The sequence below is a fragment of the Bacillus sp. ISL-7 genome (assembly GCF_018613065.1).
Genome location: NZ_JAGGQW010000054.1, coordinates 33,198 through 49,376 on the forward strand (window position 1 = coordinate 33,198; position 16,179 = coordinate 49,376).

At 36.6% G+C, this 16,179-nt stretch carries 12 protein-coding genes; 2 read left to right on the forward strand and 10 right to left on the reverse strand.

Annotated features, from left to right (window positions below; genetic code table 11):
- Nucleotides 1–13: 13 nt before the first annotated feature.
- Nucleotides 14–1,282 (reverse strand): nickel pincer cofactor-dependent isomerase, group 22, encoded by a 1,269-nt coding sequence (locus J7E66_RS22210; protein ID WP_215003885.1) that lies wholly within the window; start codon nucleotides 1,280–1,282, stop codon nucleotides 14–16.
- Between the two features lie 232 nt (nucleotides 1,283–1,514).
- On the opposite strand from J7E66_RS22210, the gene J7E66_RS22215 reads away from it, so the two are divergent.
- A complete protein-coding gene (locus J7E66_RS22215) occupies nucleotides 1,515–2,696 on the forward strand; it encodes an ROK family transcriptional regulator (protein WP_215003887.1) in 1,182 nt (393 codons plus the stop codon).
- Nucleotides 2,697–3,199: 503 nt separating this feature from the next.
- Here the strand turns inward: J7E66_RS22215 and J7E66_RS22220 are convergent.
- From J7E66_RS22220 to uxaC, 7 genes are all read right to left on the reverse strand, one after another.
- Nucleotides 3,200–4,060, reverse strand: coding sequence for a sugar phosphate isomerase/epimerase family protein (locus J7E66_RS22220; RefSeq protein WP_215003889.1), 861 nt, complete (start codon nucleotides 4,058–4,060; stop codon nucleotides 3,200–3,202).
- A 2-nt stretch (nucleotides 4,061–4,062) separates the two neighbouring features.
- Nucleotides 4,063–5,067 (reverse strand): Gfo/Idh/MocA family protein, encoded by a 1,005-nt coding sequence (locus J7E66_RS22225; protein WP_215003891.1) that lies wholly within the window; start codon nucleotides 5,065–5,067, stop codon nucleotides 4,063–4,065.
- A 67-nt stretch (nucleotides 5,068–5,134) separates the two neighbouring features.
- Nucleotides 5,135–6,295 (reverse strand): Gfo/Idh/MocA family protein, encoded by a 1,161-nt coding sequence (locus J7E66_RS22230; RefSeq protein WP_215003893.1) that lies wholly within the window; start codon nucleotides 6,293–6,295, stop codon nucleotides 5,135–5,137.
- A 2-nt stretch (nucleotides 6,296–6,297) separates the two neighbouring features.
- On the reverse strand, nucleotides 6,298–7,185 hold the full coding sequence (locus J7E66_RS22235) for a sugar phosphate isomerase/epimerase family protein (RefSeq protein WP_215003895.1): 888 nt from the start codon (nucleotides 7,183–7,185) through the stop codon (nucleotides 6,298–6,300).
- Entirely contained in the window at nucleotides 7,186–8,121 is a 936-nt protein-coding gene (locus tag J7E66_RS22240; protein ID WP_215003897.1) for an AraC family transcriptional regulator, read from the reverse strand.
- Nucleotides 8,122–8,359: 238 nt separating this feature from the next.
- Nucleotides 8,360–9,772 (reverse strand): NADP-dependent phosphogluconate dehydrogenase, encoded by a 1,413-nt coding sequence (gene gndA, locus J7E66_RS22245; protein ID WP_215003899.1) that lies wholly within the window; start codon nucleotides 9,770–9,772, stop codon nucleotides 8,360–8,362.
- 73 nt (nucleotides 9,773–9,845) lie between these two features.
- Nucleotides 9,846–11,249, reverse strand: a complete 1,404-nt coding sequence (gene uxaC, locus J7E66_RS22250; protein WP_215003901.1) for a glucuronate isomerase — start codon at nucleotides 11,247–11,249, stop codon at nucleotides 9,846–9,848.
- Nucleotides 11,250–11,508: 259 nt separating this feature from the next.
- Between uxaC and J7E66_RS22255 the strand changes: the two genes are divergently transcribed.
- The gene (locus J7E66_RS22255; protein ID WP_215003903.1) at nucleotides 11,509–12,702 is read left to right on the forward strand and encodes an ROK family transcriptional regulator; all 1,194 of its coding nucleotides are present in this window, start codon (nucleotides 11,509–11,511) and stop codon (nucleotides 12,700–12,702) included.
- A 72-nt stretch (nucleotides 12,703–12,774) separates the two neighbouring features.
- Here the strand turns inward: J7E66_RS22255 and J7E66_RS22260 are convergent, their stop codons facing one another.
- Nucleotides 12,775–14,154, reverse strand: a complete 1,380-nt coding sequence (locus J7E66_RS22260) for a glycoside-pentoside-hexuronide (GPH):cation symporter (protein ID WP_215003905.1) — start codon at nucleotides 14,152–14,154, stop codon at nucleotides 12,775–12,777.
- 379 nt (nucleotides 14,155–14,533) lie between these two features.
- On the reverse strand, nucleotides 14,534–15,943 hold the full coding sequence (locus J7E66_RS22265) for an MFS transporter (RefSeq protein WP_215003907.1): 1,410 nt from the start codon (nucleotides 15,941–15,943) through the stop codon (nucleotides 14,534–14,536).
- Between the last annotated feature and the right edge of the window lie 236 nt (nucleotides 15,944–16,179).

Below are 16,179 nucleotides of genomic sequence, written 5' to 3' on the forward strand. Positions count from 1 at the left end.
CTCCTTTGTTCTGTTAAAATAAATTTCCATTTTCATTAAAAGGAATATCATAAAGATCTGAACTTAGTTCCATATTTGGATGCTGTTTTACATATTCAAGTAAAGGCTCAGATACTTCAATTTCACTTAACACTAATGTATTTTTAATGCGGACTAATTTGACGTTTCTAAAATCTAGAATATTGCATGTTTTAATAGCCGCTTGGATCGCTTGTTTATCGTTTGGTAATGTCGTAGCAATTTTTGTAGGAGCAACAACGGTTGAAGTTAAACCATTTGCATAAGTTCCTTCTTTGTCCATCTTGTCTATTAGCCGTTGTGTTGTAAAATCAGCCGTTCCTACGCCATTGGCATTCCCCTCTGATTGATGTGTTACATCGAGCACCGCCATTTTGTTAACTTCGGGTCCACCAGATGCATATGGTGTTGGATAACGGCCCGTAATATTCGGATCCATACCATCCCCACTAATATTTTTACCTATTTCATCAATTACAAGGACATCCAATTGATCAAAGAAAAGCTTTGGTAATAATTCTTTTGCTTGTTTTTGAAGTTCATGTTCTCTATTAATAATCTCTTCTGGAGTAAGTACATCAATAATTGCAACTTTATCAAATGCATTTTCAACTGTTGCAACTCCGAAAAGTATGGGGGTCTCTTCCATGATGATCTTTGCCATGGCTGGGACATTTTCTGCCATATATTTAAATCCCATTTGATGACAGGCCTCTGCCCCTTTTTGCTTTCCTAATCCAATGCTAATCATCTTCATAATTCCACTTTCTACTGGTCCACGAAAAGCTGTGTGTGGTTTCACACGATTAATAACAACGATTCCGTCCGCTTCAGAAGCAAATTTATCCACATAAACTGGTAATCCATTCGGCAGCTCACTAATCTTTACTACATCCATTGAAGATCGAATCTCGCAACCGACACTTTCTTCGGTTACACCAAGATGCGCTAAAACTTCGCGTTGACCCTCTGCAGTCGCCCCCCCGTGACTCCCCATGCTTGGTACAATGAAAGGTTTAGCTCCTAAATCTTTAAGAAACTTGACTGTTACCTCAGTAATTTCAACGAGGCGATCAAGTCCGCGGCTGCCAACAGCAACCGCAATTTCCATCCCAGGCTGGACTTTTTTCTGAATATGTACATGCTGTAATTGTTCCTTCAGCGTAGTACCAAGGTCATCAATCTTTGTGTTATCAAAGTGAACTTTAACCTTTGCCATTTTAGGAACTGGAATATCTTTTAATAATTCTTGTAGGATACCCATGTTTGTATCACTCCTTTTTTTTACCTATTAAAGTTTTCCTCATTCAATTACATTCCATGTATTGATGAGGCTATAATGAAATCCCCCTGTAATCCCTTACAAAAGAAACTAAAAAAAGTATTATTTATTAATTTGTTTACCAAACAAACTAATTACCTGTATAATATCATTATGACTAAATTACGTCAATATTAATAAGTTATTTCCTTTTAAAAATGCAAGGAGGTTCTTTATGCTCACAGGAGATGCAGCATTTATCAAAAAAATGAACAAGTCTTTAATCTTAAGTAAAATTGTTGAGCATAAAATGATATCTAGAGCAGAGCTTGCAAAAATTACAGGATTAAATAAAGCAACGATCTCTGTACAGGTATCAGATTTATTGGACAAAGAATTAATTATTGAAACACAACAGGAACACAAAAGTTTGGGGAGAAGGCCAATCATGCTCTCAGTTAACCGAGAGGCAGGTTTTGCCCTGGGAATTGACCTAGATAAAAATTCAATTACTTTTACCATATCAGATTTAATTGGTACTTCTATTCAGACAGATATAATTGAAATGCAAGTATCTGAATATGATGTCATTCTTAAGTTATTAATAGAACAGATTACTTCTTATAAATTTAAATCCTCCCATACTCGTTACGGTCTTGTTGGTATTACCATTGGAATACATGGAATTGTGAATAAAGATGAAATAATTGATTTTGTCCCTCAACACGGTTGGCGAAACAAAACCTTAAAAAAAGACTTAGAAAATGAAATAGGAGTCAATGTTTACATCGAAAATAATGCCAACTTATGCTCCATTGCAGAAAAAGTGTATAAACACCACCAAAGTAACAACCTATTATCTGTCAGTTTGTATTCTGGAATTGGTCTTGGATTTATTATCAATGGCGGATTATTCAAAGGATTCCACGGTTACGCAGGTGAGATTGGGCATATGATTGTCGTTCCAAATGGACTCCCCTGCCGTTGCGGAAATTTGGGATGCTGGGAACAATACGCTTCCGAATTGAGTTTTATTACCCAATTTGCTGAAAATCAAAAAGGAATAGCTTTCAACCTTGAAGATTTTCAAAATCGGATCAATGAACATGACCCTGTTTTCCTAAAAGAGATAGATCGATTTATTATGTATCTTTCTATTGGATTAAATAATTTAATTAACCTTTATAATCCTGAAATCTTAGTGGTAAATAGTGAAATCCTTCGTTTATATCCTAATGCAGCTGAAGAAATTAAAGCCCATCTCTCTTCTTCTATTAGCCATTATTCGGAATTGTTGATCTCAGAATTTGGAAAAAGGGCATGTATCATGGGTGCTTGTGCTTTGACCATTCAAAACTTTTTAGGGGTTTCAGAGCTTTGTTTAACTTTGTGTGAGGAGAACTTTCTCGATAAATAGAATAAGCAAAAAGTAACTATAAGCCTTCATTCCAGAGGGCTTTTTCTTTTTCATTTGGAATGATGAAATAGCGAGAAAATCAGCGTAATTATAAGAAAAAAGATGATGTGAACACTTTCATAACCAATGTTCCCGTTTTCATCGCGTTTGTTTCCGTTTTCAGTGAGTTTGTTTAAATTTTGATAATTAATGATAATAAGAGTATCAAATTACTAGGAGGAATTGTAATGAAATATCTAATTAATTTACTAGTTAAACAAATTGAAAAACATGGTGAATACATTCCATTTCATCTATCTGAACCTATCAGAACCAATTCACGTAAATAAAATGTGATTTGGTTTTTTTTTGCTTGTAAACTTGGCTGTTGAGTTCCGCTCCAATCAACTTGGCTATAAAATCAACAATGTCCTATAACACAGCCTTTAAAAAAAAAGAAAGTGCCTGACACCATAGTGCCTGACACCCAATTTACTTCATATCTTTTTACGGTCATTTTAATCTTAAAACCATTCGCCAAATCCTAGTTTTCTCAGGTGATTAGCTGAAATTTCTAGACATTCAAATGGATCGCGACCATACGTATCATCTTGTTCTACCAAGAAATATTGTGCACCGCTTTCAAGACCGGCTTCAGTAATCGCTTTGATATCAAGGTTTCCTTCACCGAGTTCTGCAAATTCAATCGTATTCGTGAATTTGTCAAAGAATTTAGCCATATCTTTGAAGTCAACTTCACTTAAATCCATTTGTCCAATTCGATAATCCTTCAAATGTAAGAGTGAAATACGACCTGTATATTCCTTAACAAACTCCACAGGATTTTCGCCTGCTCTTTGAATCCAGTGAACATCTAATTCAAATCCAAGCTTAGTGGTGTTATTTTTAATAATGTCTAACAAATATTCACCATCATATTTTTGAAATTCTAAATGATGAGTATGGTAATACAATTCAATTCCATGCTCAGCTAATCTGTGAGCCATTACTTCTGCCTTTTCAATAAATTCCATGATTTTATCTTTATGGCCCATACATGTTAACGGAAGCATACCAATACGTAAGAAATTACAATCAAGTGTCTTACAATCATTAACTATTTTTTCAAAATCACTTGTCAATGTTTCGCCAGGCATTCCAGGCAACATTGGCTCTACAGCGGCAGAAAGAGCCGCAATCTTGATATCAAAATCTACACTCGCCCTTTTTAATTCCGCTACGTTTTCTGGAGTCATAGGTATTTGAGATACTTCAACAGCGTGATATCCAAGCTCACTAACTTTTCTCATTGTTTCATAAGCACCTAGTTCTTCCACTTTGCCTTTAAGCATCATCATTTGTACCCCGATTTTACCTTTTTTCATGGTTATCCCTCCATCTTAATACTTTGTTTTGTCTCTGAAGAAAGTCGAATGGCATCAATCATTTGAATAGATACGACCGCATCCTTTGCATGAACATAATCATGAGTACCCTGTAAAATACAGTTATAGAATTGATTGATCGTTTTCGCATGGCTGGCACCATAATAGAATTTTGAGCCAGGCAGCTTAGCATCTTCTACCAATTCTTCCTTTTTTCCCTCTTCATTTATTCTTGTGAGAATGCTGTCTTTAATGATGAATTTACCCTTTTCAAGATATACTTCAAGCTCTACACTGGAGTTCTCTGGATTGGCATTGGTTGAAAAAAATAATCCTCTTGCACCGTTTTCGAAGAGTATATGTGCGGAAGCAGTATCTTCCACTTCAATCCCGTAATCCAATAATTGGTCCACTGAACCTCTTATTGATTCTATTTTTCCGCCGACTAGCTGGATTAAATCCAGTGTATGAAGGGATTGATTGATCATGGAACCGCCCCCGGCATACGCCATTTTTCCACGCCAAGGTTTCACATCATAATAAGCTTTTGGTCTATACCAAGCCACCAATCCTTTAACTCCTGTGACCTTGCCATATTCGCCGCCTTTGACAATCTCCATAAGCATTTCAAACGACTCATTATAACGGTTTTGTAAACACACACCGATTTTAACATCACGGTGATCTTCCTCTAGTTTTACGAGTGCCTGTCCCTCTTCCGTGTTCAAGCCCAACGGCTTTTCTTGAAAAACATGAACACCCTTTTCTACACAAGCTTTTGTTATAGGATAGTGTAGATAGTGAGGCAGGCAATTATGGACAACATCAAGGTTTTCTTTTTCAAGCATCTCGTGATAATCTCGATAAAAATTTACCCCAGGTACGTTATCTTTTAATGATTCATCAAGATCACAAACTGCGACTAACTCAGCATTTGGGTTCGCTTGTATAGCTGGAATATGAATTTTTGAAATATCTCCAAGCCCTATTACTGCTACTTTTAGCATGAGCTTCTCCCCTTTTTTGAAACGAACTCAAAGCTGTATTAGCGATGAGTTCGTTTCATGTGTTTGATTACTTTCTAACCGGATATTTACCTTCTTCTGCAATCCGTTTATTTAATTCTTCTAGGAATAAATCTTCATCAAATGGTATTTCCACTTCCTTGCCTAACCAGGCTGACAGGTGCATAGCATTTGCAAGTCTAACACCATTAATGCCGTCGCTGCCAGGTGCTAATAATGGAGTACCTTCTACAATCGCAGAAGCAAAGTCATCTAATACAGCAATGTGCTGTTCGCCCCAAACATTGCCAAAATCAAGTACTTCCTCAGTGAAAATATCACCTGCACCGCCGCCCATAAACAGCTTCATAACATCTGACATATCCATGGAATTGCTCATTTCATTTTCAGATTTCTTCAGGCGCTTGATGGTTACTTTCTTACTATCGTCTACCACAATTTTTCCTTTATCGCCCAGGATTTCTAGACGGTCAGTCCCCACTACATCGTGTGTACGAGTTACAAATACACCAGTAGCACCATTTCCATAATCAAATACTGCTGTCACATCGTCTTCAACAACAATATCTCTTTGAGAGCCAAAGTTTACTTTTGCATAAACCTTTTTCGGCATGCCGCAAATCCATTGAAGCAAGTCAATTTGGTGTGGCGCTTGGTTTACAAGGACACCTCCGCCTTCTCCGCCCCAAGTTGCTCTCCATTCACTTTGATTGTAGTACCCTTGAGGTCTCCACCAAGTAGTAATAATCCAGTTGGTACTGCGAATGCTGCCAATCTCACCATTATCAATAATTTCTTTTACTTTTTTATAAAGTGGATTTGTACGCTGGTTAAAGAAGATGGCAAACTTAACTTCAGGCTTTGTTGCTGCAAAGTCGTTTAACTCTTTAACTTGTTTTGTATAAACACCAGCTGGTTTTTCCACTAATGCATGGAGGTTTCGTTTTAGTGCTTCGATTCCCATTTCAGGATGGAGATAATGCGGAACAGTTGTAACGACCGAATTAACGTCACCGCTTTCCATCATATCGATATAATTGTCGTAGAAAGGAACACCAGGATACTTCTCTTGCGCTACTTGTTTTTTAGCAGGATCATTATCACAAATCGCACCAATCACCATGTTTTTAACTTTGCCTTCAGAAATGAAATTAGCGTACATACCGCCTTCGGCACCTAAACCAATAATCCCTAATCTAACTTGTTCCATTATTACTTCTCCTCGCTTTCAATTGTTTTAAGAATTTCTAAAAGTGCTTCATATTGAAGCTTGTAGCCGCCGGCACCATCCAGCCCCTTGTTGTCTTTTATAATCTTAGTTGCATCCTCAAGTTCTAAATCCTTTAGTGAATCAAAGAGAACGAGGTGTGGCTCAAGAGTTAAAAAGCCTTTGTAGCCGCTCTTAATAAATTGAGCTAATAGCTCAGGTATTTTACCTTCGCCAGTTCCACAGACAACGTTTTGACTATCTGATGTTACAGCATCCTTAATGTGTATATAAACAATCTCATCTTTTAAGAGATCGTAACACTCTTGTGTGTCCTCACCGCACTGTACGAAATTAGCAAAGTCAAAAATCCCTTTAAAGTTAGGAGAATCTACTTCTGTTAAAATCTCATGACAGCGTCTCGCGATATCACCAAAGATATCCTTTTCATTTTCATGCAGCAAAATCACATCGTATTTTTCTGCAATGGCCGCATATTCCTTAAGCTTACTAACGACTTCCTCACGGTATTGGTCGGCATTGTCGCCCTTAGGAATATAAAAGCTAAATATACGGATATATTGACAATTTAATAGGTTGGAAATTTGACAAAGCGTGTCCAACATGATCTTTTGATTGGCAAATCCATCTTCATCGTTAATGAACACCTTGCCAATAGGCGACCCTATTGAAGAAACACCGATACCTGCCTTTTGAAGCCGTGGTTGTACATTTTCTTTAATCTCATCAACAGTATAATCACCAATATTTTTCCCATCAATACCGCGTAAAGAAAGATAATGCATACCAAGATTTGAGACAACTTCAAGCTGAGTATCAAAATCAGAAGAGATTTCATCTGAAAAGCCTGAGATCATTAAGTCTTTATTCATTTAGGACTGTTCCCCCTTTTTCACAGTAATGTTGCTAGTAATTTTATTTTTACGATAACGTGACGGTGTGGTGCCCACCTTCTCCTTAAAATACCGACTAAAATGGGCCACACTCTCAAAGCCAGTTACCCGTGACACCTCTGTTAGCGTTCGATCAGGCTCCATTTCCAACAAATATTTCACCTGATTGAGCCGGCATCCCATCACATATTCCATTACCGTAAAGCCAGTGACTTCCTTAAACACATGCGAAGCATAATACTTACTCAGATTCAACTCTGCAGCCACTCGATCTAAACTTATTTTTTCGCTATAGTGTTCATTAATCCAAGACGCAATGGCCTCTGCATGATGTTCCTTTTCAGTCTTTTTACTTGTTACTTGAGATAACTCTTTTTGACTCATTTTAAAAATTCCTATCAATAATTGAACTAACTCAAGTTTCACTTCGGCTTCTAATAGTTCATTTTTCTTACCGGTTCGTTGCATTTCTTCATTAATCTGTTCCAACGATGCGGCGATTTCCTTTATCCGTCCATCAACAAATTGTCCCGCTTCATCATATCGTGTTCGCAGCAAACAATTGTTAAGTTTTTTAAAAGGATCTAACAAATTTGGGATTCCAAGAGCTGTCAATAACTCTTGCAGCCACGTAGGTGAAAAATGAAGCATACTCCTTGTATATGTGCTGCCGGTCCTCGGGTTCGGTTTATGCAATGTCATACCATCCAAAAGAATGATATCACCAGGCTGTAATTCATAAATCCTATTATTAATTAAATACTTACAATCACCCGAATGAAAAAAATAGATCTCATATTCTTGATGTGAGTGAAAATTAAATATGTTGGACTCCATACCTTGTGCTCGGTAGAATGCGTTTATCCATTCATCCATTATTTTCTTTTGGTTCGGAGATGTATTCCACTCATCCATTACTCTCACACCCTTATAGGTAAGCGTTAACAAATTAATTTGTTAACTGAACATACTATTATTATATTGCACTTAGAAACCAAAATCATTCTCTAAAACTGCTTAAAAAATAGTTGGTTTTTGACTCACGTTGCTTTTTCATAATGAATTTTAGACAACCGACTATAAAAAAAAGAGACAAAACCAGCCCCTGTTGAGCTAGTTTTGTCTCTTTTGAAAGTGGTCCAAATCAAACTGCTTATTCCATCCAGTGTGTATGGAATACTCCTTCTTTATCAACACGTTGATAGGTGTGAGCACCAAAGTAATCACGTTGTGCTTGTAACAGATTAGCTGGTAAAGTTTCTGTACGGTAGCTGTCATAATAGGCAATCGCGCTAGCGAATGACGGTACAGGAATACCACGCTCAATTGCCACAGCAAGTACTTGACGTAATGGCTGTTGATAGTTTTCAACAATTTCTTTGAAGTATGGATCTAACAATAAGTTTCTTAATTCAGGGTCGCGATCATACGCATCTTTAATCTTTTGTAAGAATTGTGCACGAATGATACAGCCTCCGCGGAAAATCATCGCGATATTACCGTATTGAAGATTCCAATCGTATTCTTCAGAGGCAGCACGCATTTGTGCAAAACCTTGTGCATAAGAAACAATTTTACTCATATATAATGCTTTACGAACTGCTTCGATTAATTCTTCTTTATTGCCTTCAAACGCCTTAACTTCTGGTCCATTAAGAACCTGACTTGCCTTAACACGCTCATCCTTCATTGCTGAAATAAAGCGGGCAAATACAGATTCAGTGATAATTGGAAGTGGAACACCTAAGTCTAAAGCATTTTGGCTTGTCCATTTACCAGTACCCTTTTGACCAGCTGTATCGAGGATTAAGTCAACCATTGGTTTACCAGTTTCTTCATCCACTTTTGTAAAGATATCAGCCGTAATTTCAATCAAATAGCTGTCTAATTCGCCTTTATTCCATTCAGCAAAGACCTTATGAAGCTCTTTTGCATCTAAACCAAGGACATTTTTCAAAATAAAATAAGCTTCACAGATTAACTGCATATCTCCATATTCAATTCCGTTATGAACCATTTTCACATAGTGACCAGCACCATTTGGACCAATATACGTACAGCAAGGATCGCCCTCTACTTTTGCAGAAATGGCTTCTAAGATTGGTTTAACAAGGTTATAAGCCTCTTCTTTACCGCCTGGCATGATAGAAGGACCTTTTAATGCGCCTTCTTCTCCACCTGAAACGCCAGTTCCGATGAAATGGAATCCTGCTGTCTGTAGTTCCTTATTACGTCTGATTGTATCTTGGAAGAATGTATTCCCACCATCAATTAGAATATCGCCTTCTTCAAGAAATGGCTTTAAAGAGTCGATGGTTGCATCTGTTGCAGTACCAGCTTTAACCATTAATAAAATTTTGCGAGGCTTTTCTAAAGAATTAACGAATTCTTCAACAGTACGTGCACCTTCAAAGTTTTTTCCCTCTGCTTCATTCTTTAAAAACTCTTCTGTTTTATCGTATGAACGATTAAATACAGCGACAGAATAACCACGGCTTTCGATATTTAGGGCAAGGTTTTTACCCATAACAGCTAAACCAACTACACCAATTTGTTGTTTAGACATACTATCCCTCTTTCATTATTAATACTACTTAGATAACCATATTTCTTTCATTAATACAATTAAAAAGTGCTTTTTAGCGTCTTAAAAAATATTTTTCGGCATTATCAAAACAAATATTCTTTACCATTTGCTCCATTTGCTTCATGTCATTCGGCGCTAACCCTTTTTCAACCCATTCGCCAAGGAGGTTACATAGAATTCGGCGGAAGTAATCATGACGTGCATAGGATAGAAAACTGCGAGAGTCTGTCAGCATGCCGATAAAGTGACTGAGTAATCCGACATTTGCAAAATCCTTCATTTGTCTCTCCATACCATCGATATGGTCTAAAAACCACCAGCCAGAGCCTAATTGAACTTTTCCTTGAATCCCTTCTTCATAGAAGTTACCCATCATTCCAGCTAAGACTACATTATCTTTTTGGTTCAAGTTAAATAATACAGTTCTAGGAAGTGCATTTTCCTGATCAAGGGCATCAAGGAATCGGGATAACCCCTCAGCCATATTAGCTTCTCCAACGGAGTCAAACCCTACATCTGTTCCAAGCAATTCCTTCATCCTTGTGTTGTTGTTTCGCATTGCTCCCATGTGAAGCTGCATGACCCACTGCTTTTCTGCATACATTTTTCCAAGTTCTTTTAAGAGGAAAATACGATAGGCAATCATTTCATCATTTGTAAGTTGTTCACCGCTAATACGTTTATTGAAAATCGCTTCAACCTCTTGTTTGGTTGTTTCTACATATTCCATTTTTTGAATATCATGGTCTGAGGCACGGCCCCCATTTTCATGAAAATACTCTACTCTTTGTTTCAAAGCTGTTAAAAATCCATCTAAGGAATCCGTTTTTATACCTGACACATCCGCCAATTTTTCAATCCAGCTTTTGAAAGTTGGACGTTCAATAAAAAGCGCACCATCCGGACGGAATGTTGGAGCAATAATTGTTTTAAAGGTCTCATCATTTTTCAGTAATTGATGGAATTCTAATGTAGAGATTGGATCATCCGTTGTTCCGATAAACTTTACATTTGATCTCTCAATTAAAGCTCTTGCACTGAATTCAGGCGTCTGTAACTTTTCATTACATTCTTCCCAAATTTCACGAGCTGTCTCAGGACTTAATACTTTATCAATACCAAAGACCATTTTTAATTCTAAGTGCGTCCAATGGTATACTGGGTTTCCAATTAAATGTGGAACTGTCTCTGCCCATGCTGAGAATTTTTCCCAATCACCCGCATCTCCAGTAATGTATTGCTCTCCGATACCATGCATGCGCATTGTTCGCCATTTATAATGGTCCCCACCAAGCCAGATTTGAGTAATATTTTCGTAAGACTTATTTTCCCAAACTTCCTTTGGATCTAAGTGACAGTGAAAATCAAAAATTGGTGAAGATGCTGCGGCATTTTCATACAGTTTAACTGCAGTATCTGTATTTAACAAAAAGTGTTGATCCATAAATTTTTTCATCGAATACCTCTCCTTTAGATAGAAATTCATACGGTAAATGCACATCTGTAACCCCTTACAGAAATATATAAGTATTTGTTATCAGATCATTCTCTTTTAATTTGTTTATTAAACAAATTAATTACATTCCTAATTTATCATGTTTAATATGTTTAGTCAATTAACTATTTAGGAATTAATAGAATAATAACGACCTTTTAATGAAAGAACTGATATAATAAGAATATAAACAAAGGAATGCACGAAATGGAGGATAAAAATGGTTACGGGTGATGCGGCATATATAAAAAAAATTAATCGCTCTTTAATCCTTAGAGAAATTGTTAAAGAAGGAATGATTTCGAGAGCAGATCTATCCAAAGCCACTAACTTAACAAGAGCAACCATCTCAGCACAAGTTGCAGACTTATTAGAAGAAGGGCTTATTATAGAGACACAGCTTGAGCATTTTTCGGTTGGAAGAAAGCCGATTATGCTCTCATTGAACGGACAAGTTGGCTATGCACTTGGTATTGACCTTGATTATGGTCAAATATCATTTACATTATCAGACCTTCTTGGCTGTCCTGTTTCATCTAATATTATCGAAATAAATACTTCTAATTATGCAGAGATACTTCATCTTTTAATTCAACAAATCAAAAAGTTCAAAGCAGATTGCATTACGAGCCGCTATGGTATTGTAGGAATTGTTATTGCCATCCATGGTCTGGTCACAAAAGACGAAGAGATCCACTATGTTCCACGATTTAATTGGCATGATATTAATCTCAAGCGTGATTTAGAAAGAGAATTTGATACGTCTATCTACCTTGAAAATAATGCAAATCTAAGTTCTTTTGCCGAAAGGGTTTTTGCGCACCATGAAACAGACAACTTGTTATGTGCGACCCTCTATTCTGGGATCGGCCTAGGTATGATGATGAACAATGAGTTTTTCCGAGGGAATGACGGATATGCTGGTGAAATAGGTCATATGATTGTTGTTCCACAAGGAAAACCGTGCAATTGTGGAAATAAGGGTTGCTGGGAAAAATATGCTTCGGAATCGGTCATTTTTGAACATTTATCTGAAAAACGACAAATAAAGAATCTAACTTACGAACATATTCAAAAGTGGCTTAATGAAGGCGATGTGGAAGTGCACGAATTGATGGAACAATTCCTTTTCTATCTTTCCATTGGATTGAATAATATGATTAACATGTATAATCCAGACGTACTCGTGCTTGATAGTGAACTGCTGCGTATGTATCCGGACTCTCTCGATAAAATTAGTGGAAATCTAAATTCTTCAATTAGTCATTACCGGGAATTAATGATCTCTACTATCGGGAAAGAATCTTGTGTCCTTGGGGCATGTGCACTTGCTATCAAACATTTTCTTGATGTCCCGATGTTAAATTTACCTTATGAGATAAAATCCAACCGAATTGGAAGCGTACTCATTTAGAACTTGATTACCCCTTCTTTCAAGGAAAAACCCCTTTTAGCTAGTGCTAAAAGGGGTTTTTATCGATGTTCATTACGCACTTTTTAAACTATCGTTCAACTTTTGTTTTTCTTTAAGTTCATCAACAATCTTTTTATAAAGATCCTCTGTTAAATTATACAGAACAATTAAGATAACCGCAGCAATTAAGTTTAGTCCGGCTGGAACGAGGAACATTAGCCCTTTTATACCAAGGAGTGCGCCAGCAGTTTGCTCTGCATTTGGAACATAACCGATTAATCCAAGGGCAACGCCAGGAATAAAACCAGCTAACGCCTGTGCTAGTTTACGGAAGAAACTGTAACTTGAATATACAATCCCTTCTGTCCGTTGTCCTGTTTTCCATTCGTGATAATCCACTGCATCCGCAACCATTACCCATGGTAAACCTAGTGCAAAGCTAAGACCTAAGCTTCCAATGGTAAGTAATATAAGGAAAGTTGGTACGTTAGCTGGTAGAACAAAGTTCGCAACATCCGCGGCAACTCCAATAAAAAGACCGATAATAAATGTTTTCTTTTTTCCAAGTCTTTTAACAAGTGCTGGAATAAAAAATGAACCAATGACAGCGATTCCAATACTAGTAAATGAAAGCAAAGACATAAGACCTGGATTTCCTAAATTATATTGTAGGTAATATAACTGAACTGCCGTGCGTAGGTTACTCCCAGCAACCATAAACAAACAAACGAAACATAGAGCAATTAGCGGTCTATTACTTAGCAATAATTTGAAGAGTTTTGACATTGGAAGCTTTTCTTCTTCTTTTTTAGGGACCCTAATCACATTTTCATTTGTATTACGATAGCAAATATAATGGAATATGACCCCAATTAACGCCATCGAACCGATTCCCACGGTATATCCTAATTTTTGATCTGGAAAATATAAAACAATTGGGATAACAACCATCCCAGAAATAAGCATTGCAAATTGGCTGCCAATAGCTCTGAAGGATCCAAGAGATGCCCGATCCACAGAATCTTGGGTCATGGAAGCTGCGAGTGATCCATAAGGAATATTAACAATGGAATACGACAACCCAAAGGCCATATAGGTTATAAAAGCAAAGACAATTTTTCCTGTAACTGAAAAGTCAGGTGCCATGAAAGAAATGATAGTCATAATGGCAAGCGGAATCGATCCAAATAAGATGAACGGCCGGAACTTGCCTCGTTTACCTACCTTTCGTTTATCCACAAAAGCACCTACTGATGAATCTGCAAATGCATCAAAAATCTTCGATACTAAAAATACGAGACCGCCCCAATAAGCCGAAATTCCTAAAATATCTGTATAGAACTTAAGCAAAAAAATTTGCCCCATATCAAACATAAATCCGTTACCCACATCACCTAAACCGTAGGAGATTTTTTCTTTTAAGGTTAATTTTTTTTGGGCACTATTCTCCATTATGTCTCCCTCTTCCTTTTATATTAATTAAATGAGTTTTACCTGTAACCCTTTTCAAAACTACAAAGATTATATGGTTTGAATATTACGCTTAAAAAAGTTTTTTTAATTTGTTTAATAAACTAACAAATTAACTTCATTGATAGAATACCACCGTCGACAAATTTCGTCAATAATAATTTGTAAGCGTATATCATCCTGTCCTACCCATTTATAAACATTTATCCAGCAGAGATCAATAATGGAGTTCATAACATAACAGAAAAGGCTCCAATTCGTATGAAATCGGAGCCGATATTTTCCTAATTTAAAATATCACTTAAGACATGATGAAAAAAGATAGCTAGATGTTAGCTATCTTCCTTCGGGTAATATTGAATTAATGTTTGCCTTTTCTCCTTTCAGCTAAATCAGCTGTAAGTTGCGCTGTACGTTTTTTGTTTAATGGATAAAAGAATACAATAATTAGGAACACAACAGCAAGTATGATTGCAGGTACTAGAGTTCCAAGTGTATGAATTCCTTGAAGCGTATCAGCTGTTTGTGCTTTAAGAGTTGGATTATAACCAACAGCTGCGATTGCTGCACCACCAACGCCGCCAGCTACTGCTTGACCAACTTTACGTGCCATTGAATAAATCGAGTAAACGGTTCCATCTTCACGTAAACCAGTTAAATACTCATGATAATCAATAACGTCAGTAACGAAAGCCCAAATGACAAGGTTGAAAATTCCATAACCAAACATCCCAATTGTTAATACACCAATAAATTGTGTTCCAGTTAAATTTGGAAGGAAGTACAAAATCGTATATATAACTGCTGCTATTAATAAACCACCAGAAGCCACTTCTTTTTTACCAAATTTCGCAACTAATGGTTTAACAAATGGCATACCTACAAATACTGCAATAGCTTGAAGAAGACCAACCATACTTAGTGCTTTCGCATTTCCGAAGTAATCTTTAAATAGATAAACGTTTACTGCACCAATTAGCATAAAGCAAACCAAGAACAATAATGAAGCAATGAGGAACCAAATTAATGGTTTGTTTTTTCCAAGACCTTTCATTGTTTGTCCCAAATTCACTTTTGGTTTAGTTGTTTCATCCATTACAATTCGTTCAACCGATAATTTATAACAAGCCATATAACAAGCAAGTGCAAGTCCACCGAAAATTAATGCAGCTAATATGAAGCGATTAGCATCTGGTTTGTTGTTAACAAACAAAATCATAGGGCCAACCACGTTAATAATTAAACCAGCCAAGTTTCCACCTAATGTTCTCCAGCTTGATAGTGCTGTACGTTCAACAGGATCGCCTGTGATAACTGAAGCCATTGATCCGTAAGGAATATTAACTGTACTATATAGTGTTCCCCAAATAATATATGTTACGTAAGCATAAGCAAGATAAAATCCATCTGACATTCCTGGAATGTGAACAAACATTAAAACACCACAAATAACAAGCGGGAAAGACATTCTAAAAATCCAAGGCCTGAATTTGCCATTTTTCCCTGCTTTTCTTGTATCAATAAAACGGCCCCATGATACGTCTGCTACTGCATCCCACAAACGGGCAAGTAAGAATAATCCACCGACTGCTGCAGGATTAATATGAAAGACATCTGTATAAAAAACCATTAAGAATGCGGCAACTAGAACAAAGAAGAAATCGTTCCCCCAATCACCAAACATATAACCAAGTTTGTCTTTCATTCCAAACTTTCTAAATTCATTTGCAGAACCTTGTACTACAGCGGCTTTTTTTGCAGTTTGACTCATTTTTGACCCCTCCATTATGCATTTAGTTTTTAATCTAACCCGATTACCTATTCCTTTAAATCCTTAAAACTTTTTGAACCTTCAGTACTTTGAAATCCCTTTCAAAGATTATTAAAAAAATATTAGTGCATTTCTTTTAATTAGTTTATTGAACTAATTAATTAGTATAGTTGTATCTTATCATCGACTATTTACTCAGTCAACAGATTTTTTGTAAGCGTTTAATAAAAAAATTT